At 60.5% G+C, this 26,276-nt stretch carries 21 protein-coding genes; 13 read left to right on the forward strand and 8 right to left on the reverse strand.

Annotation, left to right across the window (positions count from 1 at the left end; genetic code table 11):
* The first annotated feature begins 50 nt into the window (after positions 1–50).
* The 7 genes from QA648_RS24260 to QA648_RS24290 all read left to right on the forward strand — a co-directional run bounded on the left by QA648_RS24260 (position 51) and on the right by QA648_RS24290 (position 7,898).
* On the forward strand, positions 51–1,112 hold the full coding sequence (locus QA648_RS24260; protein WP_283053996.1) for a substrate-binding domain-containing protein: 1,062 nt from the start codon (positions 51–53) through the stop codon (positions 1,110–1,112).
* A 248-nt stretch (positions 1,113–1,360) separates the two neighbouring features.
* Positions 1,361–2,290, forward strand: a complete 930-nt coding sequence (locus QA648_RS24265) for a sugar phosphate isomerase/epimerase family protein (RefSeq protein WP_283053997.1) — start codon at positions 1,361–1,363, stop codon at positions 2,288–2,290.
* 11 nt (positions 2,291–2,301) lie between these two features.
* Positions 2,302–3,423, forward strand: a complete 1,122-nt coding sequence (locus tag QA648_RS24270; protein WP_283053998.1) for a Gfo/Idh/MocA family oxidoreductase — start codon at positions 2,302–2,304, stop codon at positions 3,421–3,423.
* A 215-nt stretch (positions 3,424–3,638) separates the two neighbouring features.
* Positions 3,639–4,886 carry an ABC transporter substrate-binding protein gene (locus QA648_RS24275; RefSeq protein ID WP_283053999.1) on the forward strand — a complete coding sequence of 416 codons (1,248 nt, stop codon included), beginning with the start codon at positions 3,639–3,641 and terminating at the stop codon, positions 4,884–4,886.
* Positions 4,887–4,962: 76 nt separating this feature from the next.
* Positions 4,963–5,901, forward strand: a complete 939-nt coding sequence (locus QA648_RS24280; protein ID WP_283054000.1) for a sugar ABC transporter permease — start codon at positions 4,963–4,965, stop codon at positions 5,899–5,901.
* A 29-nt stretch (positions 5,902–5,930) separates the two neighbouring features.
* Entirely contained in the window at positions 5,931–6,809 is an 879-nt protein-coding gene (locus QA648_RS24285) for a carbohydrate ABC transporter permease (protein ID WP_283054261.1), read from the forward strand.
* Positions 6,810–6,812: 3 nt separating this feature from the next.
* On the forward strand, positions 6,813–7,898 hold the full coding sequence (locus QA648_RS24290) for an ATP-binding cassette domain-containing protein (RefSeq protein ID WP_283054001.1): 1,086 nt from the start codon (positions 6,813–6,815) through the stop codon (positions 7,896–7,898).
* A 44-nt stretch (positions 7,899–7,942) separates the two neighbouring features.
* Here the strand turns inward: QA648_RS24290 and QA648_RS24295 are convergent, their stop codons facing one another.
* The 7 genes from QA648_RS24295 to QA648_RS24325 all read right to left on the reverse strand — a co-directional run bounded on the left by QA648_RS24295 (position 7,943) and on the right by QA648_RS24325 (position 16,193).
* Complete coding sequence (locus tag QA648_RS24295) at positions 7,943–9,004, reverse strand: class I SAM-dependent methyltransferase (protein ID WP_104826751.1); 1,062 nt, start codon at positions 9,002–9,004, stop codon at positions 7,943–7,945.
* 182 nt (positions 9,005–9,186) lie between these two features.
* Positions 9,187–9,738 (reverse strand): glutathione peroxidase, encoded by a 552-nt coding sequence (locus QA648_RS24300; protein ID WP_283054002.1) that lies wholly within the window; start codon positions 9,736–9,738, stop codon positions 9,187–9,189.
* Between the two features lie 107 nt (positions 9,739–9,845).
* Positions 9,846–11,633 (reverse strand): gamma-glutamyltransferase family protein, encoded by a 1,788-nt coding sequence (locus QA648_RS24305; RefSeq protein ID WP_283054003.1) that lies wholly within the window; start codon positions 11,631–11,633, stop codon positions 9,846–9,848.
* Positions 11,634–11,670: 37 nt separating this feature from the next.
* On the reverse strand, positions 11,671–12,420 hold the full coding sequence (locus QA648_RS24310; RefSeq protein WP_283054004.1) for a FadR/GntR family transcriptional regulator: 750 nt from the start codon (positions 12,418–12,420) through the stop codon (positions 11,671–11,673).
* A gap of 125 nt (positions 12,421–12,545) precedes the next feature.
* Positions 12,546–13,991, reverse strand: a complete 1,446-nt coding sequence (locus QA648_RS24315) for a M81 family metallopeptidase (protein ID WP_283054005.1) — start codon at positions 13,989–13,991, stop codon at positions 12,546–12,548.
* Between the two features lie 8 nt (positions 13,992–13,999).
* Positions 14,000–15,133: an ROK family transcriptional regulator gene (locus tag QA648_RS24320; RefSeq protein ID WP_283054006.1), complete on the reverse strand. Its 1,134-nt coding sequence runs from the start codon at positions 15,131–15,133 to the stop codon at positions 14,000–14,002.
* Between the two features lie 163 nt (positions 15,134–15,296).
* Complete coding sequence (locus QA648_RS24325) at positions 15,297–16,193, reverse strand: LysR family transcriptional regulator (protein WP_283054007.1); 897 nt, start codon at positions 16,191–16,193, stop codon at positions 15,297–15,299.
* 112 nt (positions 16,194–16,305) lie between these two features.
* Between QA648_RS24325 and QA648_RS24330 the strand changes: the two genes are divergently transcribed.
* The 3 genes from QA648_RS24330 (at position 16,306) to QA648_RS24340 (ending at position 20,044) form a co-directional block, all read left to right on the forward strand.
* Positions 16,306–17,727, forward strand: coding sequence for an aldehyde dehydrogenase family protein (locus QA648_RS24330; RefSeq protein ID WP_283054008.1), 1,422 nt, complete (start codon positions 16,306–16,308; stop codon positions 17,725–17,727).
* Positions 17,728–17,827: 100 nt separating this feature from the next.
* On the forward strand, positions 17,828–18,304 hold the full coding sequence (locus QA648_RS24335; RefSeq protein ID WP_283054009.1) for a nucleoside deaminase: 477 nt from the start codon (positions 17,828–17,830) through the stop codon (positions 18,302–18,304).
* A 243-nt stretch (positions 18,305–18,547) separates the two neighbouring features.
* The gene (locus QA648_RS24340) at positions 18,548–20,044 is read left to right on the forward strand and encodes an MDR family MFS transporter (protein WP_283054010.1); all 1,497 of its coding nucleotides are present in this window, start codon (positions 18,548–18,550) and stop codon (positions 20,042–20,044) included.
* Positions 20,045–20,178: 134 nt separating this feature from the next.
* On the opposite strand, the gene QA648_RS24345 is transcribed toward QA648_RS24340, so the two are convergent.
* Complete coding sequence (locus QA648_RS24345; protein WP_260305067.1) at positions 20,179–20,976, reverse strand: FadR/GntR family transcriptional regulator; 798 nt, start codon at positions 20,974–20,976, stop codon at positions 20,179–20,181.
* A 409-nt stretch (positions 20,977–21,385) separates the two neighbouring features.
* Between QA648_RS24345 and QA648_RS24350 the strand changes: the two genes are divergently transcribed.
* The 3 genes from QA648_RS24350 to QA648_RS24360 all read left to right on the forward strand — a co-directional run bounded on the left by QA648_RS24350 (position 21,386) and on the right by QA648_RS24360 (position 26,276).
* Positions 21,386–22,840 carry an MFS transporter gene (locus QA648_RS24350; protein WP_283054262.1) on the forward strand — a complete coding sequence of 485 codons (1,455 nt, stop codon included), beginning with the start codon at positions 21,386–21,388 and terminating at the stop codon, positions 22,838–22,840.
* Between the two features lie 450 nt (positions 22,841–23,290).
* Positions 23,291–24,337, forward strand: coding sequence for an NAD(P)-dependent alcohol dehydrogenase (locus QA648_RS24355; protein WP_283054011.1), 1,047 nt, complete (start codon positions 23,291–23,293; stop codon positions 24,335–24,337).
* A 196-nt stretch (positions 24,338–24,533) separates the two neighbouring features.
* On the forward strand, positions 24,534–26,276 hold the full coding sequence (locus QA648_RS24360) for a cation:proton antiporter (RefSeq protein ID WP_283054012.1): 1,743 nt from the start codon (positions 24,534–24,536) through the stop codon (positions 26,274–26,276).

A 26,276-nucleotide genomic window follows, 5' to 3' on the forward strand; every position in this document is an offset into this window, starting at 1 on the left:
ACAGCGGGCATTGTCGGGCAGGCGAAGTGAAGCGAAGGGATTTGTCCAGCATGCAGGGATCGGGGATAGGGCGCGGCTTGCGGCGTGATGCGGGTCAGCGTGTGACGTTGCGCACGGTCGCGACCACACTTGGCCTGTCGATCACCACCGTCAGCCGCGCGCTGAAGGAAGGCCCTGAGGTCAATCGCGAAACCATCGAGCTGGTGAAGCGGGTAGCCGGCGAACTTGGCTATCGTCCAAATCTCGGCGGCCTCAATCTCCGCACCGGCAAGACCCATGCCATCGGCATCGTGCTGCCCTTCGAGCGCGAAGGCGAGATGAACATCGTCGTCGCCTCGCTGGTGGAAGGCGTGTCGCGCCATATGAAGGGCTGCGGCTACCGGACGACCGTCGTGCCGCAGTTGCAGGCAGACGATCCCTTGGCGACGGTTCGCGATCTCGTCGAAGAGGGCTCTGTCGACGGCATCATCATTACCCATACGAGACCGCAGGACGACCGCGTCAAATATCTGCTGGAGGTCGGCACGCCCTTCGTCACCTTCGGGCGCACCGAACTCTTGAGTGTCCACCCGAGCGTTGATCTCGATCATGAGGTGATCGGTGCGGAAGCAGCGCGGCTGCTGCTCGATGCCGGCCATCACCGGCCGCTTCTGATCGCGCCGTCCAGCCAGTTCACTTACAGCCTGCAATTCGTCAAAGGCTGGAGCAAGACCTTTACGGCGCGCAACCTCATCGTTCCCGACGACCTTATTCACTTTGCCGCAACGACGCCGGACAGCGGCCAGGAGCTGGCGAAAAATATCGTCGCCTGGCATCCGGAGGCGACCGGCGCCTTTGTCGCCAGTGAAGAGGCCGCTCTCGGCTTCCTCGCCGGGCTGCGCAAGGCGGGCCGGCATGCGGGCAAGGATTTCGGATTGATCACCTATGGCGGCACCCGATTGCATGATTTCTTCAATCCGCCGCTCAGTGCCTTCTATTATTCCAACTATATCATCGGGGAGCGCCTTGCCTCCCTCTTATACCGCGCGATCGACGGTGACGATCCGGGCAATCTGCGCGAACTGGTGCATGCGGAATTCGTGGATCACGACAGCCAGGCGCTCTCTGCATAATTTCGATCCGCTTCCAAACATCAAGTGATCCGTCGAAGCCATTCGTAACGTTATCATTTCAGGTGACGCCGGAGAATCCATGCCTAATGGGCTGAAAAGGATTGCTTGACAGAATTACAGCCATCCCTCATTCGTAACGTTACGAATTGCTGATTGGAGGGAGTAAAAGGCTCCGTTCGGCAGAGAATGTCAGCTAGAGAACGGGAGCCTCGTATCTCGCAGGCAACCGCATTCCATGGGAGGATGTCATGGGCGCCGGCTCGCTTTTTTTCGGATCGCCAATCTGGACGTTCAACTGGAACCCGCCCTACGAGGCGTCGCTGAAGCGGCTCGCGCGTACCGGCTGCAGGGGTTTCGAGCTCACCGCCTGGTCGGTCGATATGCTGGACTATTATACGCCGGCGACAATCCGCGGTCTGAAGGAGATCGCTGCGGATGAGGGGCTGACGCTCACCAATTTCTTTTTCAATTTGCCCTTCAGCCGCCAGGCGGGCGCCGCCTTTTCCACCGTCGATCTCGACGGCTACAAGCGCGGCGTCGATATCGTGGCGGAGATCGGCGCGCCGATCATGACCAGCATGACGCCCTATCCATTCCAATCCGACGTCAAGCCGATCCTGCAGCGGCCGATCTCGCAGGAGTGGACGGCCGCCGTCGAGCCGCAATGGGACTGGACGGCGGAATACAACGCCGTCGTCGATGGTTTCGCCAAGGCCTGCGAAATCGCAGGATCAGCCGGTCTGCGCGTCGCCATCGAGCCGCATCCTTATCGCTGGGTCAGTTCCGGCCAGGGCATGCTGCGGTTGATCGAGCGCACGGGTGCTTCGAACCTTGGTCTGAACTTCGACCCAAGCCACCTCTTTCCGGCCGGGGACATGCCGCACTATGTCGTACTGGCGCTCGGCGACCGCATCTTCAACACGCATTTCTCCGACAATGAGGGCCATACCAATGCCCATTGGCGCCCGGGGCGCGGCAAGATCGACTGGAAGGCGATCTTCGCCGCTCTGCAGGCGATCGGCTATTCCGGTCCGATCACGCTAGAGCTGGAGGATGCGCCCGGGGCGTCGCACTGGACGCATTTCCGCGAGGCGACACCCGAATTCGATCAGGAGATGCGGCGTGGCATGAACTATCTGCGCGACGTCGCCGCTGAACTCAACATTACCATTTCCTAGAGGCCATATTCATGAGCACCGCACCCATGAAAGTCGGCATCGTCGGCGCTGGAAACATCAGCGCCACCTATGTCGCAACCCTGCACATGTTCGATTTCATCCGCGTCAAATCGGTCTACGATCTTTATGAAGGGCCAGCACAAAAGCTTGCCGCCCAATTCGGCATAGAGGCAGTCTCACTCGATGCCATGCTTGCCGACCCGGAAATCGGCCTGATCATCAACCTGACGACGCCGGTCTCGCATTACATGATCAGCAAGAAGGCGCTTCTTGCCGGCAAGCATGTCTATTCGGAAAAGCCGCTTGGCATCAGCATGTCGGAAGCCGAGGAGCTGATGTCGATCGCTCGCGCCGGCGACCTGCGCCTCGGCTGTGCGCCCGACACGTTTCTCGGCGGTGGCCATCAGTTGACGCGCCGTCTGTACGATGAGGGTCGCATCGGCAAGGCAGTGTCGGCCACCGCCATGCTGCTTCTGCCCGGCCATGAGCATTGGCATCCGAACCCAGCCTTCTTCTACGGCCACGGCGGCGGGCCGATGCTCGATGTCGGTCCCTATTACGTCACTAACCTGATTGCTCTGCTCGGTCCGGTACGTGAAGTTTTCGGCACCGCCAAGATCACCCGCATCGAACGCGAGGTGAAGACCGATCCGCGCCGCGGCGAGACGATCAAGGTGCTGGTGCCGACGCATCTGACCGGTGTGATGGAGTTCCACAGCGGCGCGACGATCACCATTGCCACGAGTTTCGATGTCATCAAACACAAGCACAATCAGATCGAGATTTACGGCTCCGAGGGAAGCATGGTAACACCGGACCCGAATAATTTTAGCGGCAAGGTTGAGATATTCCGCGATGGCGGTGAAGCCTGGGAAGAGATCCCCGTCGACCATCCCTACACGGAAGGCGTGCCGGGCCATCTCGGGCTGCGTGGTTTGGGCGCGGCCGAAATGGTAGATTCCCTTCGCGCAGGGCGCCAGCATCGCGTATCCTCGGAACTCGCCTTCCACGCATTGGAAGTGATGACCGCTTTCGAGCGCTCGACGCAATCGCGCAAGGTGATTGCAATCCATAGCAGTTGCGGCCGTCCGGATCCGATCCCGCGCACAATTAGTGAGGGACGTTTCGCATAGGCTGGGTTATAGAGAATTAGGAGAATTGGCAGTCCTCTGAGACTGCATGCTTGACGAACGGGCGATGCCGAGGAAGCATTGCCCGTTCGCCGCAGGGAATGGAGGCCCGGCGGCGCGGTTCTGGAGGACGACAGCATTCGGCACCCGATGGTCTTGTGACGGCGGCGGCTGAAATACAGGCGTTCAGAAGAACGCCACAAGAGGAGGAGGAGCATATGCGTGGATTGTTAATGGCATTGGTTGGCGCCACGGCGCTGATCGCGGTGGGCGTCACCGGCGCTCAGGCTGAGGGGAAGAGAGCCGAAGTCCTGCATTGGTGGACATCCGGTGGCGAAGCCGCAGCCGTGCGGGAACTGGCCAATGCATTCAACGCCGCCGGTGGCCAATGGGTGGACACCGCGATCGCGGGGTCCGGCTCGACCGCACGTCCGATCGGCATCAACCGCATCATCGGCGGCAATCCGCCGACAGCGATGCAGTTCAACACCGGCACGCAGATGAACGACCTGGCACAGCAGGGCCTGCTGCGTCCGCTCGACGATCTCGCCAAAGAGCAGGACTGGAAATCGGCGCTGACGCCGGCCTTCTATAATGCCATCCAGTTCCAGGGGCATATTTATGGCGCACCGATCAACGACCATGGCCAGAACTGGCTGTTCTACTCCAAGCCGGTTTTCGCCAAGGCAGGCGTGACTGAAGAGCCGAAAACCTGGGACGAAATGTTTGCTGCGCTCGACAAGATCAAGGCCGCCGGCCTGATCCCGGTCGCCGTTGGCGGTCAGCCCTGGCAACTCCAGTTGATGTTCAATGCCATCCTTCTCGGCGAAGGCGGCAAGGAACTTTATGCCAAGGTCTGGAAGGATCTCGACACCGACGCCGTCAAGTCCGACAAGTTCAAGCATGTGGCGGAAGTCTTCGCCAAGCTGCGTAACTATCAGGACCCGGGCAGCCCGAACCGTGATTGGAACGTGGCAACCGGCATGCTGATCGACGGCAAGGCCGGCATCCAGTTCATGGGCGACTGGGCCAAGGGCGAGTTCATCCATGCCAACATGGTCGCCGACAAGGATTTCGGCTGTATCCTCGGACCGGGCGAATCCAACTTCATGATGGGCGGCGACATCTTCGTCTTCCCGGTCCTGAAGGACAAGACGGCGACGGATGCACAGACGCTGCTTGCGACTGTGATCATGTCCAAGGAAGGCCAGCTCGCCTTCAACTCCAAGAAAGGCTCCGTGCCGGTCCGCCTCGACGTTGACACGTCCAAGCTCGATGCCTGCGCCCAGAAGGGCCTGATGGCGCTCAAGGATCCGAGCCGGCAGATTCTGGCGCCGGATGTGCTCACCGCTCAGGACATCGTTCAGACGGAACAGGACCTCGTCGCCCAGTATTGGACGACCCCAAGCATGACGGCCGACCAGTTCGCCGACCAATTCGCACAGGTCATCGAACAGGCGAAGTAAGCCTCATCCGACATCCATGCGGCGGCAGGTCCTACCTGCCGCCGGTTTCCATGAATGCTGAGGAGGAGCTGAGGTCATGAGTACCCCCGAAACTGCTGCGGGAACCATTGCGGGGACCGGTGCCGGGACGACTGCCACTAGGAAGAAGAGGCATCTTTCCGCCTATGTTGCCCTGTTCCCAGCCTTTATCATCGTCTTGCTCGCCTATGTCGTGACGGTTATCTGGAACATCTGGATATCGTTCACCGACAGCAAGGTATTGCCCGTCAACATCTTTGTCGGCACTAAGCAATACGAACGACTGTTCACGACCGCGCGCTGGCTGCTATCCCTGCAGAACGTCGTCGTCTTCGGCATCCTCTTCATCGCCGGCTGCCTGATCCTTGGCTTTCTCCTTGCCGTAGCGCTGGATCAAAAGGTCCGGTTCGAAAATACGTTCCGGACGATCTTCCTCTATCCCTTCGCAATGTCCTTCATCGTCACCGGGCTCGTGTGGCAGTGGATCATGAACCCGACGCTCGGCCTGCAAAAGGTCGCCGACGCGATCGGGTTCACCTGGATCCGCTTCGACTGGATCGTCCAGAGCGATCTTGCGCTCTACGTCATCGTGCTCGCTGGTATTTGGCAATCGTCCGGATTGGTGATGGCGATCATGCTGGCGGGATTGCGTGGCGTCGATCGCGAACTCTGGAAGGCAACGCGCATCGACGGCATACCGGCATGGCGCGTCTATCTTCACATCGTCATTCCGATCCTGAGACCGACCATCATCACCGCCAGCGTGCTTCTGGCGATTGCCGTGGTCAGGGTTTACGAACTGGTGCTGGCGACGACCGGCGGCGGGCCGGGCATATCGACCGAGGTACCGGGAAAATTCATCATGGATTACCTCTTCGGCCGCGGCAATATCGGTCTTGCGACCGGAGCTTCGACCGTCATGTTCATCACCGTGGTCATCCTGGTCACGCCATGGCTCTACTACGAATATTTCCGTGAAAAACCGAGGGGGAACTGATGACAGTGCCATCTTCCGTCGCAGTCGCCATGGAGGGGCCGGCCGGGCGCAAGCCGCAGCATTTGTCTCCGGCGCGCATCGGCCTCTACGCCTTTCTGGTCATAGCGGCTCTGTTCTTCCTGCTGCCGCTGTATGTGATGATCGTCACCTCGCTGAAATCCATGCCGGAAATCCGCCAGGGCAATATCTTCGCCTTTCCGCAGATCTGGACAGGCGAAGCCTGGGTGCAGGCGTGGAGCACGGCTTGTACCGGCCTCGAATGCGGCGGCATCAGCGTCGGCTTCTGGAATTCGGTGAAGATCCTGATACCGAGCATGATACTGTCCATTTTCATCTCGTCGCTGACCGGCTATGCGCTGTCCTTCTGGCGGGTGAGGGGGGCTAACGTTCTCTTCGCCGTCCTGCTGCTCGGCGCCTTCATTCCCTATCAGGTCTTCATCTATCCGCTGGTGCTCATCTACCGCGGCGTCGGCATCTACTCGACACTGCCGTGCATCATCATCACCCACACGGTTTTCGGCCTGCCGGTGCTGACGCTGCTGTTCCGCAACTATTATTCCAGCCTGCCGATGGAGTTGTTCAAGGCGGCGCGCGTCGATGGTGCGGGACTATGGCAGATCTTCTTCCGGCTGATGATCCCCATGTCGATCCCGATCCTGGTAGTGGCGGCCATCCTGCAGGTTACCGGCATCTGGAACGACTTCCTCTTCGGCGTCGTCTTTGCCGGGCGGGAAAACTTCCCGATGACGGTTCAGCTCAACAACATCGTCAACTCCACCCAGGGCGAGAAGCTCTACAACGTCAACATGGCGGCAACCATCCTCACGGCCCTGGTTCCGTTGATCGTCTATTTCGGTTCAGGTCGCTGGTTCGTGCGCGGCATCACCGCGGGCGCAGTCAAGGGATAATCCATGGCCAATGTTTCCATTCGCGAACTAGCAATCGATTTCGGCAGCGTCAGCGTGCTGAAATCGTTGAATATTGAAATCCAGTCGGGCGAGTTCATCGTCCTTCTCGGACCGTCCGGCTGCGGCAAGTCCACCCTGCTCAACGCCATCGCCGGTCTTACCGACATCAGCGGCGGCCAGATCTGGATCGGCGACAGAAACGTAACCTGGGAGGAACCGAAGGATCGCGGCATCGGCATGGTGTTCCAGTCCTACGCGCTCTATCCGACGATGACGGTCGAGGGAAATCTGTCCTTCGGGCTGCGCATCGCCGGCATGGGCAAGGACGAGATCGCCGAGCGCGTCAATCGCGCAGTGCAGATCCTGCAGATCGATCCGTTGCGCAAGCGACGGCCGGGCGAACTTTCGGGCGGCCAACGCCAGCGTGTCGCCATCGGCCGCGCCCTGGTACGCGACGTCGATGTCTTCCTGTTCGACGAACCGCTTTCCAACCTCGACGCCAAGCTCCGCACCGAGCTGCGTGTCGAGCTGAAGCGCCTGCATGCCGGCCTCGGCTCGACAATGATCTATGTCACGCACGACCAGATCGAGGCACTGACGCTCGCCGACCGCATAGCCGTCATGAGCGGCGGCGTCATCCAGCAGTTCGCCGCGCCGAAGGAAATTTACCGCCGGCCGGTCAATCGCTTCGTTGCCGGTTTCGTCGGCTCGCCATCCATGAACTTCCTATCGGGGCAGGTGGCGAGCAATGGGGGTACGCCCGCCTTCATCTTGACTGATGGACGCAAGATCGACCTGAATGGCTATGAGTTTTCTGGCACGCCCGGCGATGGCCGTCCCGCAACGCTTGGCGTGCGGCCGGAACAGATGCAGTTCGCCCCTGCCAATGGCCGCATGTCCAGCCTGCCGGCAACCTTCAGCATCGTCGAGCCCATGGGCTCGGACAATCTGGTCTGGGGCCAGGTCGGCAAGGAGACCATGTCGGTGCGCATCGATGCCGATGAGGAGGTTGCGTTGGAGAGCGAGCAGCCGGTCTATTTCCAGCCGGCGCTCGCGTCCCTGTTTGGTGAAGATGGTCAGCGTCTTTGAAGGATCGAGTCGCGCCGCGCGTTCAACAGCGCGCGGCGCGGTCTTCATGCCCTGACTTCGAAGACCATGTTGAACGGCGTTTCAGTCGCCTTGCGGAAATGCGAATAGCCCGCATCCATGGCGACTTTGCGCAGTTTCATCTCACCGGCTTGCGCGCCCAAACCCAGACCGACTTCCTGCGATAATGAAGCCGGCGTGCAGATCATGGTCGAGGCGCCGTAGAAGACGCGGCCGACCGGATTGAGATTGTCCTTCAGGCAATCATGCGCGAAAGGCTCGACGATCATCCAGGTGCCGTCGTCAGCAAGGCTTTCCTTGACATGCTTGCCAGCACCCACGGGATCGCCCATGTCGTGCAGGCAATCGAACATCGCCACGAGATCATAGCCGGCAGCCGGGAAATCCTTGGCTGACGCCTGCTCGAAGGTGATGCGGCCGGCGACGCCTGCCTCCTTCGCTGCGGCTCTCGCCCGCTCGATAGAGGGGAGATGGTAGTCGAAACCGAAGAAGGTCGAGTTCGGATAGGCCTGCGCCATCAGGATGGTGGAGGCGCCATGACCGCAACCAACGTCGGCCACCGCAGCGCCGGCCTGAAGCTTTTCATCGAGGCCCTCCAGTGCCGGTATCCATTCCGAGACGAGGTGGCTGTTGTAGCCCGGCCGGAAAAACCGCTCTGTGCCGCGGAACAGGCAGGCGCTGTGTTCATGCCATCCGAGACCGCTACCGGTCTTGAAAGCATTGGCGATCTTCGGCTCGTCCATCCACATGGACTGAACGACGTCAAAGGCGCCGGTGAAGAAGGCGGGGCTGTTTTCCTCAGCAAACACCATCGCTTGTTCGGGAGTCAGGTAGAAGCGTTCGGTCTTGTCGTCGTAGCTGACATAATCGGCTGCGGCTTGGGCCGACAGCCATTCGCGCACATAGCGCTCCTTCACGCCCACCTTGTCGGCCAGTTCCGTCGACGTCATCGGCGTCCCGTCCGCCATGGCTTTGAACAGGCCTAAATGGTCTCCGAGTGTCACCAACACTCCCGAGACCGCCGCGCCGACGTCGCCGACTAGGCGTCCGACCAGGGCGTCAAGTTTTTGCATATCAGGTTCGCGCATGACATCCTCCTCCCATCAGAACTGCTGCAGCGTTCCGTCCGGATATATTCGGAAGCCGGAAGATACTCCCGGCTAGGAGGGGAGGCAATGATACGACCGGGCTAAGCATCTTTGCGCTGCTGCCCTAGAGAAAGCGTAACCTATTGGGATTATGATATATTTTTCGAAATCTACGTCGTGCCTCAGCCGGCGCGGGCCAGCTCTTTTTCCAGAGCCGAGAGCAAGCGCGGATCGTCTGCCGTAACATCAGGTGCGAAGCGGGCAGCGACCTTGCCATCCCGGCCGATCACGAATTTCTCAAAGTTCCAGACGATCCCGCCATTCTGCCCGGTTTCGAGGCCGTGTTTCGCCAGGCGTTCCCGCATCGGCCCATCACCGGTCGTTTCGACGCCGGAGGCGATCAGGCTGTTGTAGAGCGGATGCCGCTCTTCGCCCGTCACTGCGATCTTGGAAAACATCGGAAACTGCACGTCATAGGTGAGGGTGCAGAAGCTCAAGATTTCGTCATTCGTGCCCGGTTCCTGGCCCATGAAATCATTGGCAGGAAAGCCGGCAATGACGAGACCGTCATCGCGCTTGTCCTCGTAGAGCTTTTCCAGCCCTTCATATTGAACCGTCAGCCCGCATTTGGAGGCGACGTTGACGACCATGATGACCTTGCCGCGATAATCGGCAAGTGTCGTCTCGCTGCCATCGATCCGCTTCACCGGGATATCGAGCACGGTATCAGTCATCACAATCACTCCAAATCATTTTGAAAACAGGCTGCCGATATCAGCGCGCGAACCGGCTGAAGTCAACGGCACGATTGCGTTATGCGGCCAGATCCAGCCGCATCAGATTACCTCCCGACCGCATAGGCCTGCATCAAACGCGGCGTGGCGGCCGCCCGCAGCAGGCCGCTGGCATCGCGCCGTGCGGCGGTCAGCCGGCCGACCGTCCATTCCGGCGCGACCGTCAGCTTGTGGCCCTTCTTGCGCAATGCATCGAGCACCTCGGCGCTGAAATTGGCTTCTGCCGTAATGCTGCCGGGCTCGCGTGTGCGGGGATAGAAGGAGCTCGGGAAATGCGCGCTGTGGAACAGCGGCTGATCGATTGCCTCCTGCAGGTTCATGCCGTGATGGGCATAGCGCAGGAAGAAGGAGAGCTGCCATTGTTCCTGTTGGTCGCCGCCGGGTGTGCCGAAGGCAAGCGTCGGACGCCCCTCATAGAGGCCGAGCGATGGCGTCAGCGTAGTGCGCGGCCGCTTGCCGGGCGCGAGCGACGAAGGCAGGCCGGGCTTCAGCCAGAACATTTGCGCGCGCGAATTGAGGCAGAAGCCGAGACCGGGGATGACCGGCGAAGATTGCAGCCAACCGCCCGAGGGCGTCACCGAGACCATATTGCCTTCGCGGTCGATGACGTCGATATGCACGGTATCGCCGCGTTTCTCCCTCAGATGCGACATGGTTGGCTCGTAGACCACGCCAGCCTTGGCTTCCGGCGTTTCCAGCATGTCCATGGTGAGATCATATTGGCTTTCGAAGCCGGGCAGCCTGCCGGGACGCAGGTCATAGGACGCTTGCGAGGTGATCAGCTTACGACGCTCTTCGGCATAGGCATCCGACAGCAGGATATCGAGCGGCACCTTGGAGAAGTTCGGATCGCCGTAATAGACCTCGCGGTCGGCAAAGGCGAGCTTCATCGCTTCCGTGATCGTGTGGACGAAATCTGCGCCGGCCGGCTCCATGGCCGCGAGATCGAAGCCTTTGAGCAGCGACAGCGTCTGCAGGAAAGCCGGCCCTTGGCCCCAAGGGCCGATCTTGGCGATCGTCCAGCCGTGATAGTCGTAGGTCAACGGCTCTTCGATCGTTGGCGACCAGTTGGCCATGTCGTCGGCCGTCAGCACGCCCTTGTGGCGTTGGCCGCTCGCATCCATGACTTCCGCCTTGCGGAGGTAAGCGTCGATCGCCTCGGCGACAAAGCCGCGATAGTAAGCGTCGCGTGCCGCTTCGATTTGCGCCTCGCGGCCGCTTTTGTTTTCCGCCTCCGCGACCACGCGTTTCCAGGTTTCGGCAAGCACCGGGTTCTTGAAGTTCGACCAGGGTTCGGGAGCGAAGCCGCCTGGCAGCCAGGTTTCATAGGAGGTCGGCCACTCCTGGCGATAGAAATCGGCGAGGCCGGCTATGGTCTCGGAAACGCGCGGTAGCACCGGATGGCCATGTTCGGCATAGAGGATCGCCGGCTCGAGGACGTCGCGGACGGTGAGCTTGCCATAGTCGCGCAGCATCAGCATCCAGCCGCCGAAGGAGCCGGGGATAACGGTTGCAAGCAGGCCGTCACCGGGTATCAGCGACAGGCCCTCGCTCGCATAATGTTCGAGAGTGGCGCCGGCGGGAGCCGTGCCCTGGGCACAGATGACTTCGACCTTGTCCTTCTTCTTGGAATAAATGACCGCGGGCATATCGCCGCCGGGACCGCAGAGATGCGGCTCGACGATCTGCAGGACAAAGCCGGTCGCAACAGCCGCATCGAAGGCGTTACCGCCCTTTTCGAGGATGCTCATGCCGACCGCCGAGGCGATCCAATGCGTGGAGGTGACGACACCGAAGGTGCCGAGAATTTCCGGACGTGTCGTAAATGCGGTCATTGCAGCAGCCCTTTCAGATGATTCATGCTTCGTGCGATCATTTCAAATCCTCGGCAAACTCGTCGGCCAGCTCCTTCTGCGGATGCTGCGCGTCGAGCGAGGTGACGCGGATCAGGCTTTCCTGCAGCATCAGCAGATGCTCGCGCATGGCTTCGGCAGCTTTCATCGGATCGCGAGCAGCGATCGCATCGATGATTGCCATATGCTGTGTGTAGGTTACCGGACGCGTTCTGTTGGCGCTGCGGGCCAATTCGCGAATGGTTTGCCATGCCTCATCCTGACGGACATGGTTGATGACATCGAAGATCGACAGAAAGAACTGATTGCCGGCGCTTTGTGCGATCAGGCGATGCAGCGCGCCGTCCCAAAGTTCACGGCTATCGGCATCGCCGCTGGCGAAGATCTTTTTCGTCAGCTCGTACATGCGCTCGATATCGTCGGGTTTGGCGCGCATCGCGGCGAGCTGGGCGAGCTGCGGCTCGATGCGCAGGCGCACTTCCATGACTTCCATGAGATTGGTGCCGGCGACGAGCGAGCCGACATGCCTGCTCCAGTCATCCGGGCGCTGGCCGGCATAGGTCCCCGACCCCTGGCGCCGCCAAATGCGGCCTTCTGCCTCCAGCACCTCCAGCGCCCGCCGGATGGCGCGGCGGCTGACGCCGAACATATCCGAAAGAGCCCGCTCTGTCGGCAGCTTGCCTTCCGATTCCAGTTTGTCCGATTCCAACAGGCCCCGGAGCTTTTCCAGGGCATAGGTGGAATTTTCGGGAAGATTGCCCGCTGTCATGATGTTTTATATATCGGACCAATTTTAAATTGGTTCAATACAAGGTCAACGCACGCCCTGCGTCAAGTTCTTTCGCAACATATTACGATGCATAATAATTTTGTGGTGCCGTACCTCCGCGACAATCAGCGTCGGTTTGTCGAATGGGCTGAAATCGCCACCTCGGGCGTGAAGGTAAAATCCCTGTCAAAGGGGTAGGTGGGCTTCTGCTTGCGCAGCCGCGGCAGCCGCTCGACGAACTGGTCGACGACCCCGGGTGAGAGCGCCATCAGGTTCGGATTGGCGATTGGAGCCAGTTCCGGCGAGAGATAGCCGGACTTCACGACGACGATCTTGGCTTGGTGCGGATCGAGCCCGAGACGCGTGAAGTCGGCGATATTGTGATAGGGGCGGCGTTTGACCGACAGCACCAGATCGATGCCACCCACCGAGACGACCGCCTGGCGGTCTGTGGCATCGTCGGTATTCAGCAGAAACTTGACTGTGAACGCGGCGGTCACCGGTTTGCTGCCCTCAGTGTCCAGCGATGTGCCGACAGTGAGATCGAGTCTGGCGCCGACACCGGCAGCATAGCAGGCTTCGGTTGCCGCTCTGTCGGCGATCCCCGCGAAAACGACGTCGGTCGCGCCCTGGGCTATCAGTTCCGCCAGGACATCGGCGCGGTCGCCGACACCGCCGCCGGTCGGGTTATCGCCGGATTCGGCAAGCACAACAGGCGCGGTCGGGCTGCCGATTGCCTTTGCGACACATTCCTCGATCGAGCCGGTCTCGCAACCAAAGACGAAATCCTTGCGGACATCCCAATAGGCCTGCGCCAGCCGTTTGGCTTCGCGTTCGAGAACGGAGCGGTCCGTGCCGGTCATGATGGCGGCCGCAGTAGCACGGGGCTCGTCGGCCCAGACATAGCCGACCATCAGCGAGGCATCCCAGACACCATCGATGGCATCGATGCCGGGCAGCAGGTCGTAGAGACTCTTTGCAGGCTCATCGACCGTACTGGTGCGCTCTCCGGGCAGCACGACCGGGATCGGCGCCCAAAGCAGGACGGGCTTCACGCCGGTCTTTAAGCTTTTAGTGAGCATCGTCACCGCACGGCGCATGGTTTCCTCGACATCGATATGCGGCGCGGTGCGATAGGTGGAATACATGTCCAATGCATCGATGATACGCTGGGTGACATTGCCATGCAGATCGTAGCTCGCCGAAAGCATGCAGTCGTCGCCGACGACCTCGCGGGCAGCGCTTATCCAATCGCCCTCCGCATCCTCCATGCCCTCGACATACATTGCCCCATGCATGGCGAGGTAGAGACCGTCGAGCGGCAAGAGCGGCTTCAGCCGCTCCAGGAATTCCGCCTTGAAGGCTTCATAGGAGTGGCGCGCAACAGGCCCGCCGGCGATGGCCCTGGCGTGGATCGTCGGCAGGAACTCGGCGTCATAGTCTTTGAGAAATGCGAAATAAGGTGCGGCCGTCAGTTCCTCGCCGCGCACGACGCGGAAATCCTTTTCTTCGTTCAGAACCGGATTGTACGTGCTGCATTCGATATGAATGCCACCAACGGCAATACGCATGGAAAACCTCAATTCGGGTTGGGACCAATCAGGAAATTATGGGCGGCGATGCTCGCCGCACCTCGCGCCCAGATGTCGCCGTTGACGCATTGAGTGCGGATCGGCGTCTGCCCGGCGTAGCGCGGCAACACATTGGCTTCGATCGCCTGCTGCACGACGGTGCCGAACAATCCGTCGAAATTGCCTTCGACATGGGTGATCAGGATCATGCCGGGATCGTTGAACTGGATGAGATGAGCGATCGCCAGGCCGAGGGCGCCACCGGCCCGGTGCAGGATACGGATGGCGATGGCATTGCCGGCCGATGCCTCCTCCTCCAGCTCGGTGAGCGATGTGCAGGAAAGGCCTTCCGCCTTCGACATTTCCTTGATCGCGTTTATCGAGGCCACGGTGTCGAGGCAGCCGCGCTTGCCGCAGCGGCAGGGCGAGCCGTTGGGCTCGATGGTGCAATGGGCGATCTCACCGGCGCCGCCGTGATTGCCACGATAGAGCTTGCCTCGGATGAAATGGGCGCATCCGACGCCGTCTCCCAACGAGACGACGCTGAAATTCCGGATGTCGCGAGCGCTGCCGAACAGCTTTTCGCTGACGGCTATGGCCTTGGCGTCGTTTTCAATGAAGGTCTCGATGCCGGTCTTCTGCCGGATGATCTTAGCAAGCGGCACGTCCTGCCAGCCAAGCAGGGTAGATTGCACGCAATTGGCTTGCTTCTCGTCGACAAAACCGGAGAGCGCCACGCCAAGGCCCGATAGTTTGGCTGCCACATCAGGCCGCCCGGCGAGCAGTTTCGGAAGCGCATCGGCGATCAGCCTCGCTATGACCTCCGGATCGCGCGACAAGGGCATATTCTCGCGGGCAATAATCTTACCGTTGAGATCGCTGAGGACCATCGGCGCCGGATCCTCAAGCAGTGAAATGCCGACGAAGAACGCGCCTTCAGGATGCAGATCAAGCAATATCGACGGCCGGCCCTGGCCATAGACCGTTTCGGTTTCATGCAGGACGCCAAGCGTGATCAGATCGCGGGCAATGCCGCTCATCGCTGCCTTGCTGAGCCCCATCGATGCGGCAAGAACCGTCCGGCTGAGCGGGCCGGATTCGCTGATGACACGCAGGAGCTGTCGCTGCGAAGAGGTGAGCAATTCGGTGTTCCGCCTGGGTATTTGCCGATTATTTTGGCTTGAAAATAAGTTTAGCAATTGAACAAATTAATCGCAATAAATCACAAAAATGGCTTAAGTCCATTGCTCGGACTTGCAGGGAGCAGCTCGTGCGCGTTGCTGGCGAGCGCGCCACTTTCGGCAGTCAGCGCCGGCCGACCTCATGGATCAAATCGACGAGCGCCCGCAGCCCGGCCGGCAGGAGCCGGCGGCTGGGATAATAGAGGCAGAGGCCGGGCAGAGCAGGCGTCCAGTCTTCCAGTATGCGCACCAATCGTCCCGCAGCGATATCGGCAGCGGTGGACCATTCCGAAAGATATGCCAGGCCTGCACCCTCGCGGGCCGCTTCCAGGATCAATGTCGGCTCGTCGAGAGTGAGGGAACCGGGAACATCGAGGGTCAGCACTTCGCCTTGTTTTTCGAATTCCCAGCGATAGAGCGCGCCGCTCGGTAACCGGGCACGGATGCAACAATGCTGCATTAGATCCTGTGGCTTGCCGGGCTTTGGGTGCGCTTCGAAATAGGCGGGAGATCCGACGACGGCATAGCGCAATGGCGGGCCGAAGGGCACGGCGATCATGTCTTTCGGAACGGTATCCATCGTACGGATGCCGGCATCGAAGCTGTCCGCGACGATATCGATCATTCGGGCCTCGGTCACCAGATCGAGACGCATGTCCGGATAGCGTTTGAGATATTCAAGAACGATCGGCGTCAGGATCTGGCGTGCTGCGCCGACCGAGCTGTTGATGCGCAGGATACCGGCCGGCGTGTCACGGTGGCTGTTTGCCGCTTCCATGGCGCCGTGGATGTCCGAAAGCGCCGGTGCGACCGTGGCGACAAACTGCTCGCCGGCGGCTGAAAGCGACACGCTGCGCGTCGTCCGGTTGAACAGGCGCACACCAAGCCGGGTTTCCAATCCGGCGACGGCATGGCTCAGCGCCGTCGGCGACATGCCGAGCTCCACCGCTGCGGCTCGGAAACTGCCGCGCCGGGCGACCGCGATGATGGCTTCGAGTTCGATCAATCCGGACTTATGCATTATCCCGATTTCCGCACCACTTCATGGTGTTTTGTCCCGCTTATTGATCCAAACCTATCGGCTTATATCGGAAATAGCCACAAAAACCGCATCGCCGGGCAAGGAGATCATCATGAGGATCATCGACAAAATTTACATCGACGGCAGTTTCGTTGCGCCGCACGGGGAGGAGCTTTTCGATCTCTTCAATCCGGCAAAGGGCGAAGTCATCGGCAAGGTCCGGCTCGGCGACGCAGAGGATGCGCGCCGCGCCATCGCGGCCGCCAAGCGGGCTTTTCCGTCGTTTTCACAGACAAGCAAGGAAGAGCGCATCGCCTTGCTGACCCGGCTGCACGATTCCGTTCTCGCAAAGGCTGAAGCTCTGACGGAGGCGACGATCGAGGAATATGGCGCCCCGGTTTCCCGCGCCTCCTGGGCAACGCGTTATGCGGCAGATTGTTTTCTCAATGCCGCGAAAACGCTCGAGCACTATGAATTCACGCGGCGGATCGGATCGGCGGAGGTGCTCATGGAGCCGCTTGGGGTTGTCGGCCTCATCACGCCCTGGAACAACGATTACGGCTTCATCTGCAACAAGCTCGCGACCGCGATTGCCGCCGGCTGCACCGCCGTCATCAAGCCGAGTGAAATGAGCGCCTTGCAGACGCAAATCCTGACGGAGTGCCTGCACGATGCCGGCTTGCCGGCCGACGTGTTCAACATCGTCAACGGCCGCGGCGATGTGGTCGGCGCCGAATTGAGCAGCCATCCCGACATCGCCAAGATTTCCTTCACCGGCTCAACCGCCGTCGGCAAGGCGATCCTGCGTGCAGGGGCTGAAACCATGAAGCGGGTGACGCTGGAGCTTGGCGGCAAGTCGCCGACGCTGGTTCTCGATGACGCCGATTTTGCCGAGGCCATCCCGCATGTCATCGCCGCCGGCTTTGCCAATAGCGGCCAGGCCTGTATTGCCGGCACGCGTGTACTTGTGCCGGAATCGCGTGCGGCGGAATTCAATGCAATGCTCAAGGCTGCGGTCGAGAACATCAAAGTCGGCGATCCCCGTGATCCCGCAACCGCAATCGGCCCGATTGTGAGCCAAAAGCAATATGAGCGCGTGCAGCGCTACATCCAGTTGGGAATTCAGGACGGTGCGACGGTCCTTGTCGGCGGCGAGGGGCGGCCGGACGATATGGAAAGCGGCTATTTCGTCAAGCCGACCGCTTTCACCGACGTCACCAACGACATGACGATCGCCCGCGAGGAAATCTTCGGGCCGGTCCTCTGCGTTCTCACCTACAGGAGTGAAGAGGAAGCGATCTCCATTGCCAACGATACCGTCTACGGGCTGCAAGCCTATGTGATTTCGTCCGACCCCGGGCGCGCCCGCGCGGTCGCCTCGCGCATCGTGGCCGGGCGAGTGATGATCAATGGATTTCACAATGAGCCTATGGCGCCCTTCGGCGGCTTCAAGCAATCCGGCATCGGCCGCGAATACGGCGTCTTTGGCTTGGAGGCCTATCTGGAACCGAAGAGCGTGATCGCTGCCACCTAAGGGCAGCGCGTTTCCTGCCATGCCTCGAAATAGCGACTTGTCAGCTAGGTTAGCAACGCGCAAGCTGCTGATATCCTGTTTCATCGCAAGGCCCGGACCTATGACCGCACCTCTCGACGACGAAGTCTTTTTGCGCCGATCCTTCGAGGTCGCGTCGCGGGCGCGAACTAACGGCAATCATCCTTTCGGCGCCATTCTCGTCGGCCCCGACGGAACGGTGCTGATGGAGCAGGAAAACGCTTTCAATCCGACGCAGGACATGACCGGCCATGCCGAGCGCGTACTGATGACACGGGCTTCGCAGCAATATTCGCCGGGTTTCCTCGTGCAATGCACGATGTATACTTCCGCGGAACCCTGTGCCATGTGCGCCGGCGCCGCCTATTGGGCTGGCGTCGGTCGTGTCGTCTATGGTCTCAGTGAAAGCCGGTTGAAGGCGATTATCGGCAATCATCCCGAAAATCCGACGCTTGATCTGCCCTGTCGCGTCGTCTTCGAAGCGGGCCAGCGTAAAGTCGAGGTTGTCGGGCCGATGCTTTGCGAAGAGGCGACGGTATTGCATGATGGCGTATGGTGACACGCGAATTGCGGCGTCACGGCCGCAAAGATGAGCCAATCGGCGAACAAGGCATGCCCTTTGTCAAACGATTGACACATGCTGGCATAAGTATGCAAAGCTTACTATAATGTTTCAGCAGGCCGACGCCCCTGCAGTTGTTTAATCCTTCGACGTCGATTCCAAAATTTATCGTTCGCCCATGGCCGTCTTTGACGGTTCGCGTGCGTTTGCTGCCGGGCGGAACAGTCAGAAAGGAATGTCATGTCCAGTACGGCCGATCGTTCAAGACGTCCGCTGGTCATTGTCTCGATCATGCTCGCGACTTTCATGGTCGCGGTCGAGGCGACGATCGTTGCCACCGCCATGCCCCGCATCGTCGGTCAGCTCGGTGGCTTTACCTATTATAGCTGGGTTTTCTCCGCCTTCCTCCTGGCACAGTCCACGACGACGGTGATCTATGGCAAGCTGTCGGATATTTTTGGCCGCAAGCCGATCCTGATCGGCGGTATCCTCATTTTCCTCGTCGGTTCGGCGCTCGCCGGCTTGGCCTGGTCGATGGCTTCGCTGATTGCCTTCCGACTGCTGCAGGGCCTTGGTGCCGGTGCCATCCAGCCGGTGACGATGACCGTGGTCGGCGATCTCTATAAGCTGGAGGAGCGCGCCAAGGTGCAGGGCGTGCTCGCCAGTGTCTGGGCGGTGTCGGCCGTCATCGGCCCGCTTGCCGGCGGCATCATCGTCGATAATTTCTCGTGGGCCTGGATTTTCTGGATCAACCTGCCGGTCGGTGTGCTGACCATCATCGGCTTCACCCTTTTCCTGCATGAGCAGATCACGCCGCGCGAGGCGAAGATCGACTATCTCGGCACGATCCTGTTTTCGATATCGATCATCTCATTGCTGGTGATCCTCACCGAGACCGACTCCGGATTCGGCATTCTAGGCACGCTCGCGCTCGTCTTCGTCGTCACCGGCGTGCTGTTCCTCCTGCAAGAGCGGCGCGCGCCGGAGCCGATCATCTCGATCGAGCTCTGGGGCCGGCGGCTAGTGGCGACCAGCAATGCGGCGACGCTTCTGGCCGGCATGGCGCTGATCGGGCTGACGACTATTCTGCCGATCTACGTACAGGGTGTGCTCGGCCGTTCGCCGCTGGTGGCAGGCTTCACGCTGACGATGCTGATTGTCGGCTGGCCGCTGGCGGTGATGCTATCGAGCCGCTTCTTCCGCGCGTTCGGCATTCGCAGGACGCTGCGCGTCGGCAGCTTTATGTTCCCCTTCGGCGCGGCCTTCCTCCTGTTCCTGACGCCGGAGAGCAGCCCGGTTCTGGCCGGTATCGGCTCCTTCCTGATGGGTTTCGGCATGGGTCTCATCAGCCTCACCAGTATCGTGCTCGTGCAGGAGAGTGTGGAATGGTCGATGCGCGGTAGCGCCACGGCGTCGATCATCTTTTCACGCAGCCTTGGCAATACGCTCGGCGCGACCGCCTTGGGCGCCGTGCTCAATATCGGCATCGTCCACTTCGGCAGCGGCGATCTGGCCGCCAAGCTGCATGGCGTCCTGAACCAGCCGACCGGCCTTTCTGATCTCGCCAGTGATCCGGCAATCCGCGGCGTCTTCGATGCGGCCCTGCATTGGAGCTTCTGGGGCGTTGTCGTCGTCGCGATCCTGACCTTCGCGACCACCTGGCTCATCCCGGTGGCGCATGATGCCGGCCGCCGGCAAGTACCGAAGACGGATGCGCAGGAAGCAATGACGCACTGAGCTCATCATATTTGAAATATTGCGCAAAGCCCGGCGGAATGCGATGCACTCCGTCGGGTTTATATCGTTATTACAATCTCTTGCGTGATGATTTTCCGGCGCCGTGGAAACAATCAACGGCCGTCTTTGCCGCCTCAGAAATCGTAGCGATCGATGCGCCAGGCGTCGAGCAGGCGATGTGAGGCCTTGAGCGCCGCATCGGGATCGCGGGCAATGATCGCGTCCAGGACGTCTTTGTGATAGGGCAGGGAACGTTTCTGGCCTTCCGCCACTTCGTCATGGCTCGAAAGCGCTCGGTTGGCGTAGATCGCAACGGCGATCAAATCGATGAGCTGCGCGTAGATCATGTTGCGGGTCGCGGCAAAGATCGCGGTGTGGAAGCGCAGGTCGGCATCGGCATTGGTGTTGACGTCGCCAATGGTGGAAACCATGTCGTCATAGGCAGAGGCGATGGCGGCGAGATCGTCGGCGGTGCCGCGCGCAGCGGCTCGCGCGGTGGCTTCCGGCTCCAGCACCCGCCGGAGATCCTTGATCGAGCGCATGATCTCCACCGAAGGGCCGGTCTCGTAGTACCAGACCATGACGTCGGTATCGAGATGATGCCAGTTGGAGCGATCCTTGACGCGCGTGCCGACACGGGTCTTGATCTCCACCAGCCCCTTGCCGGCAAGGCATTTCATCGCTTCGCGGATCACGGTGCGGCTGATGCCGAACTGCTCCACGAGTTCCGGTTCGTTCGGAAGCGTCGAGCCGACGGGATAGTCGCCGCCGACGATGCGGCGGCCGAGTTCATGCACGAAATAGCCGAAGACGCCCCGCCGCGGGATCGTGCCGTACTTGCGCACATAGGCATCGAATGGCGACTGCGACACGATCAGTTTCGTTTCCGGGCTCACCCGAGAGGCAGTCGTTGCGCCAATGCCGTATTTCATTATCCGGGACTCTCATTCCTGTTGAAGAGCCGATACGAGAAAATCTTCAGCTTATGACGGCCCCTTTTGGGGCTTCGTGCTGATATTTTCGGTTTGCTCGCAGCGGTTCCATAGTTGCTCGATGCCGATTCGGCCGTTCTCATTGCGCCATATCTCGACGGGGTGACTCTACCATGTCTTGCGTGCGCATGCCTACTAGCGCCGGATCGACGGCTCCTGGGCGCGGCGTTCAATGTAGCGCGGTCGAATTGAAGAGGCGCGGATCATGATCAAATTCTGATCAGGCCGTTGAATGAAACGTGATCATTCTGTCGAATGGTAGGACGATTTCAGGCTATCGAAAACGATTCCGAACCGCTTAAATGACGAGGTTGAAAAGCGGATTCGGAGCATTTTGTGAATGACTGATATGTCCACGCGCCAACGGGGGGAGGTGGCGCAAGCTTCCAGCTCACGGCCGCTTAAGATTGCGCTGCTCGTGGCTGGCGCGTTTTTCATGGAAAACCTGGATGGCACCGTCATTGCCACCGCCTTGCCGCAGATGGCCGCTTCCTTCGATGCCCGTCCTGTCGATCTCAATATCGGCATGAGCGCCTATCTGCTGACGCTCGGCGTCTTCATTCCGATCAGTGGTTGGATCAGCGATCGGTTCGGCGCTCGCCTGGTTTTCACCACCGCGGTCGTCATCTTCACCTTGGCTTCCGTTTTCTGCGGCTTTGCCAATGGTGTCGGCTCTTTTGTCGCCATGCGCATCCTGCAAGGCATTGGCGGCGCAATGATGGTGCCGGTCGGCCGCCTCTTGGTTCTCAACAATACGCCGAAGGATCAGTTGATCTCGGCAATCGCGACGATCACCTGGCCGGCGCTCGTGGCACCCATTCTCGGGCCGCCGCTCGGCGGTTTCATCACCGATCATGCGAGCTGGCGCTGGATCTTCTTCCTCAATCTGCCGCTCGGTATCTTGGCGTTCATCTTTGCCCTCATGCTGATCCCGGAGACCAAGAATTCCGCGCGACCACCCTTCGATTGGACAGGCTTTGTCGTCAGCGGTTTCGGCCTGGCGAGCCTGATGTACGGGCTTGAGCTGATCGGCCGTCCCGATCTGGTGTGGCTGGAAGCATGGGGTTATGTCGGCGTTGGTTTCGCGTTGCTCACAGGCGCGACCGTCCATTTCCTGCGAACCGATCATCCCCTGATCGATCTTGCCGGACTGAAATCGCCGACCTTCGCCATCACCATCTCCGGCGGCTCGCTGTTTCGCATCGCCATCGGCGCCGTGCCTTTCCTGCTGCCGCTCATGTTCCAAGTCGGTTTCGGGCTCAGCGCCTTTCACGCCGGCATGCTGACCTTGGCGGTCTTTGCCGGCAATCTGGCGATGAAGCCGGGCACGACGCCGATCCTCCGGCGCTTCGGCTTCAAGCCGGTGCTGGTCGTCAACGGCATCCTCAATGCGATCTTCATCGCCGCCTGCGCGCTGTTTTCGGCCGATACGCCGCTCTGGTTCATCATCCCGGTCCTGTTCATCGGCGGCATGTGCCGGTCGATGCATTTCACGGCGCTGAACACCATTGCCTTTGCCGACATCCCGCCGCAGCAGATGACGGGCGCGAACACGCTGTTCAGCACGGCTTTTCAGGTGACCACGGGTATGGGGATCGCCGTGGGTGCCATCGGCATCCGTATTGGCCAGGCGGTCAGCACGCCGCTCGGGGTAGGCGGGATCGCAGCGATCGAATTTCGCCTGGCTTTCATCATGCTCGGCATCATCGCGCTGCTGGCCGTGCTGGACTGCCTGCCGCTCGATGCCAAGGCCGGCGACAATGTCTCGCGCAAGCCGAAACCGAACGCGAAAAAGGCGGCCTGAACGGTCGCCTTCGGCAGGAGTATGCAGGGTGGGCCGCAGCCGCCCGGCGGCTCAAAAATGATAGTTGATAAGGTTATAGCGCAAGAGAAGAGTGGGCACGGCGATCAAAAGGAGAAGAAGCACTGCTATGCTTGCGGCACGCAACATTTTTAAGCGGCGCGTGCGCTGACCGGTCCAGTCATATACCATTTTACATGTCTCCCCGTTCCGTGCGCGCTAAAAGGCAACAAAATCAAGCTCTAGTCAATACGAATAATAGAATGACCTTTAACAAGTGCCGCCTAATGCATTGGATTGACGAGGGGTTCGCTCTGTATGGAGCGGTATCTATTTGCCTCTTGCTTCGCAGAAAGGTCGTTTTGTGACCATGGTCATGGCTATATAACGGTTGAGGATGTCCCTGCGGCTGTGCGGGGATGGGAGATTGTTTCCGAACAGAGGAATGACGTGATGAGCAAGATGCGTGCCCTGGTACTGGAGCGTCAGCATGAGCTGGCGTTACGCGATATCGACCTGCCGCAAGAGGTCGGGCAGGGTGAGGTGAAGATCAAGATTCATACGGTCGGCGTCTGTGGATCGGATGTGCATTATTATACGCACGGGCGCATCGGTCCGTTCGTCGTGAATGCGCCGATGGTACTCGGCCATGAGGCGGCCGGCACGGTCGTCGAAGTCGGCGCCGGCGTCGCGCATCTGAAGGTCGGTGACCGCGTCTGCATGGAACCCGGTATTCCCGATCCCAATTCCAAAGCCAGCCGGCTCGGTATGTATAACGTCGATCCGGCTGTCACCTTCTGGGCGACGCCGCCGATCCATGGCGTGCTGACGCCCTTCGTCGTGCATCCGGCCAATTATACCTTCAAGCTGCCGGACAATGTCAGCTTCGCCGAAGGCGCGATGGTCGAGCCTTTCGCGGTGGGCATGCAGGCGGCCACGAAGGCGAAGATCACGCCCGGCGATACCGCCGTCGTGCTCGGCGCCGGCCCGATCGGCACCATGGTTGCGATCGCCGCACTTGCCGGCGGCTGCGCTCGCGCCATCGTTGCCGACCTTGCCCAGCCGAAGCTCGATATCGCCGCCCAATATCAGGGCGTCATCCCGGTCAATATCCGCGAGAAGAACCTGGTCGAAGAGGTCAGGCGCCTGACGGACGGCTGGGGCGCCGATGTCGTGTTCGAGTGCTCCGGCTCGCCGAAGGCCTGGGAAACGGTGATGGAACTGCCGCGTCCGGGCGGGGTTATCGTCGCGGTCGGTCTGCCGGTTGCCCCGGTCGGTCTCGATATCTCCACGGCATCGACGAAGGAAATCCGCCTCGAGACCGTCTTCCGTTACGCGCATCAATATGAGCGCTCCATCGCGCTGATCGCGTCCGGCCGCGTCGATCTAAAGCCGCTGATCTCCGAAACCTTCAAATTCGAACAGTCGATCGAAGCCTTCGACCGGGCCGTGGAAGCACGGCCGAGCGACGTCAAGCTGCAGATCGTCCTGGATCAGTAAGCACCTGCTGTTGGCGGCCGCGTCATATAAATGGCGCGGCGGGTTTGTCTTTTGCGCAGCATGATCCTGTCTGAAAACACCATCTGCCCTTTCGCGATCATGCCCGAACCGGTAGACGTTCCCGCAAAAGCGGTGCTAGCGTAGTATCGAACAGAGGGAACGAGGCGGTAAACGCCGCAAAACGGGAAGGGCCGCCGTGCCGCACGACGTCGCATTGATAGCACTGATTGCCGCCGGTTTCGTGTTTGCGGCCATTTTCGGCTATCTCGCCGACCGGCTGCACCTGCCACCGCTGGTCGGCTATCTCGTGGCCGGTGTGATGATCGGCTCGTCGACGCCGGGTTTTGTCGCTGATACCGCTCTGGCGTCGCAGCTCGCCGAAATCGGCGTCATCCTCTTGATGTTCGGCGTCGGCCTGCACTTTTCGGCGGCTGATCTGCTCGCGGTGCGCGGGGTTGCGATTCCCGGCGCCATCGGCCAGATCGCCATCGCGACCCTCTTGGGAATTGCCCTGACCTCGCTGTGGGGGTGGGACCTCGGAGCCGGCCTGGTCTTCGGTTTGAGCCTTGCCGTTGCCAGTACCGTTGTGCTGCTGAAGGCGTTGGAAGAGCGCAATCTGGTCAGCTCCGCCAATGGCCGCGTCGCCGTCGGCTGGCTGATCGTCGAGGATTTGGCGATGGTGCTGGCGCTCGTCCTGTTGCCGGCCTTTGCCGGCGTTCTTGGCGGCCACGCCGGTGTGGGCACGCACGCAAGCAGCGGCCCGATCTGGCTGACCATAGGCATTACCCTCGTCAAGGTGGCGGCTTTTGCCGCCGTCGCGATCTTCATCGGCCCAAAGATCGTTCCCTGGCTGCTGACCTCCGTCGCGCGCACGGGCTCGCGCGAGCTCTTTACGCTTTCCGTTCTGGCCATCGCGCTCGGCATCGCCTTCGGGGCGGCGGAGATATTCGGCGTTTCCTTCGCGCTCGGCGCCTTCTTCGCCGGTCTGATCATGAGCGAGTCCCATCTCAGCCATCGAGCGGCGGCCGATTCACTGCCGTTGCAGAATGCCTTTTCGGTATTGTTCTTCGTTTCCGTCGGCATGCTCTTCGATCCGTCGGTGGTGGTGCGCGAACCGCTGATGGTCCTCGGAGTGCTCGCCCTTATCATTGTCGGCAAGTCGCTGATTGCTTTCTGCGTCGTGTTGCTGCTGCGTTATCCCGCCAGCATGGGTTTTGCCGTTTCGGCAGGACTTGCCCAGATCGGCGAGTTTTCCTTCATCCTGGCCGGTCTCGGCGTCTCCTTGGGTCTGCTGCCGCGCGAAGGGCAGGATCTGATCCTTGCCGGTGCCATTCTGTCGATCACGATCAACCCGCTGGTTTTCCTTGCCGTGGAGAAGCTGGAAAAATCGGCCTTTTCCCGGTGGCCGGTGCGCATGGCCGGCTATGGTTCGGCAAAGCACGATCGCCTCTGCCGCGAGCTGGCTATTATCAGCCAGGAGCGCGAGGAGAGGGACCGTCAGCATCACCTGGAGATCGAGCAGTTGCTCGAGACGTTTCCGATGTTCGCCGAGCTCGACGAAAGCGCCCAGGAAGAACTTCTGCTGCTTTTCCGGCCAAGGTCCGCCTCGCCGGGCGATCGCGTCATCCGCACCGGCGACCGGGGCGACAGCATGTATTTCATTGCGTCCGGCGCGGTCGAGGTGCAGCTCGAAGACGACGAGATTCCGCTCGGCGCCGGTTCCTTCTTCGGCGAAATGGCGGTGTTAACCGGCGCACGCCGCACCGCCGATGTGGTGGCGGTCGATTTCTGCCAATTCCTGGTTCTGGAACGCCGCGACTTCAATCTCTTCATGTCCCGTCATCCGAGCCTACGCGCCGCTGTCAGCAGCATGGCACAGGAGCGGCAGGAGATGAACGTATCCCGCCAAAGGCGGGATCAATCGCTGGACGCGAGTTGA

The organism is Rhizobium sp. CB3171 (assembly GCF_029714265.1).
GTDB lineage: Bacteria > Pseudomonadota > Alphaproteobacteria > Rhizobiales > Rhizobiaceae > Rhizobium.

Coding starts and splice junctions, on each gene's coding strand:
- QA648_RS24280 (WP_283054000.1), top strand. CDS start 4,963: ATGAGTACCCCCGAAACTGCTGCGGGAACCATTGCGGGGACCGGTGCC.
- QA648_RS24310 (WP_283054004.1), bottom strand. CDS start 12,420: ATGACAGCGGGCAATCTTCCCGAAAATTCCACCTATGCCCTGGAAAAG.
- QA648_RS24265 (WP_283053997.1), top strand. CDS start 1,361: ATGGGCGCCGGCTCGCTTTTTTTCGGATCGCCAATCTGGACGTTCAAC.
- QA648_RS24285 (WP_283054261.1), top strand. CDS start 5,931: ATGGAGGGGCCGGCCGGGCGCAAGCCGCAGCATTTGTCTCCGGCGCGC.
- QA648_RS24305 (WP_283054003.1), bottom strand. CDS start 11,633: ATGACCGCATTTACGACACGTCCGGAAATTCTCGGCACCTTCGGTGTC.
- QA648_RS24315 (WP_283054005.1), bottom strand. CDS start 13,991: ATGCGTATTGCCGTTGGTGGCATTCATATCGAATGCAGCACGTACAAT.
- QA648_RS24330 (WP_283054008.1), top strand. CDS start 16,306: ATGAGGATCATCGACAAAATTTACATCGACGGCAGTTTCGTTGCGCCG.
- QA648_RS24275 (WP_283053999.1), top strand. CDS start 3,639: ATGCGTGGATTGTTAATGGCATTGGTTGGCGCCACGGCGCTGATCGCG.
- QA648_RS24300 (WP_283054002.1), bottom strand. CDS start 9,738: ATGACTGATACCGTGCTCGATATCCCGGTGAAGCGGATCGATGGCAGC.
- QA648_RS24295 (WP_104826751.1), bottom strand. CDS start 9,004: ATGCGCGAACCTGATATGCAAAAACTTGACGCCCTGGTCGGACGCCTA.
- QA648_RS24260 (WP_283053996.1), top strand. CDS start 51: ATGCAGGGATCGGGGATAGGGCGCGGCTTGCGGCGTGATGCGGGTCAG.
- QA648_RS24325 (WP_283054007.1), bottom strand. CDS start 16,193: ATGCATAAGTCCGGATTGATCGAACTCGAAGCCATCATCGCGGTCGCC.
- QA648_RS24350 (WP_283054262.1), top strand. CDS start 21,386: ATGTCCACGCGCCAACGGGGGGAGGTGGCGCAAGCTTCCAGCTCACGG.
- QA648_RS24345 (WP_260305067.1), bottom strand. CDS start 20,976: ATGAAATACGGCATTGGCGCAACGACTGCCTCTCGGGTGAGCCCGGAA.
- QA648_RS24340 (WP_283054010.1), top strand. CDS start 18,548: ATGTCCAGTACGGCCGATCGTTCAAGACGTCCGCTGGTCATTGTCTCG.
- QA648_RS24355 (WP_283054011.1), top strand. CDS start 23,291: ATGAGCAAGATGCGTGCCCTGGTACTGGAGCGTCAGCATGAGCTGGCG.
- QA648_RS24335 (WP_283054009.1), top strand. CDS start 17,828: ATGACCGCACCTCTCGACGACGAAGTCTTTTTGCGCCGATCCTTCGAG.
- QA648_RS24270 (WP_283053998.1), top strand. CDS start 2,302: ATGAGCACCGCACCCATGAAAGTCGGCATCGTCGGCGCTGGAAACATC.
- QA648_RS24290 (WP_283054001.1), top strand. CDS start 6,813: ATGGCCAATGTTTCCATTCGCGAACTAGCAATCGATTTCGGCAGCGTC.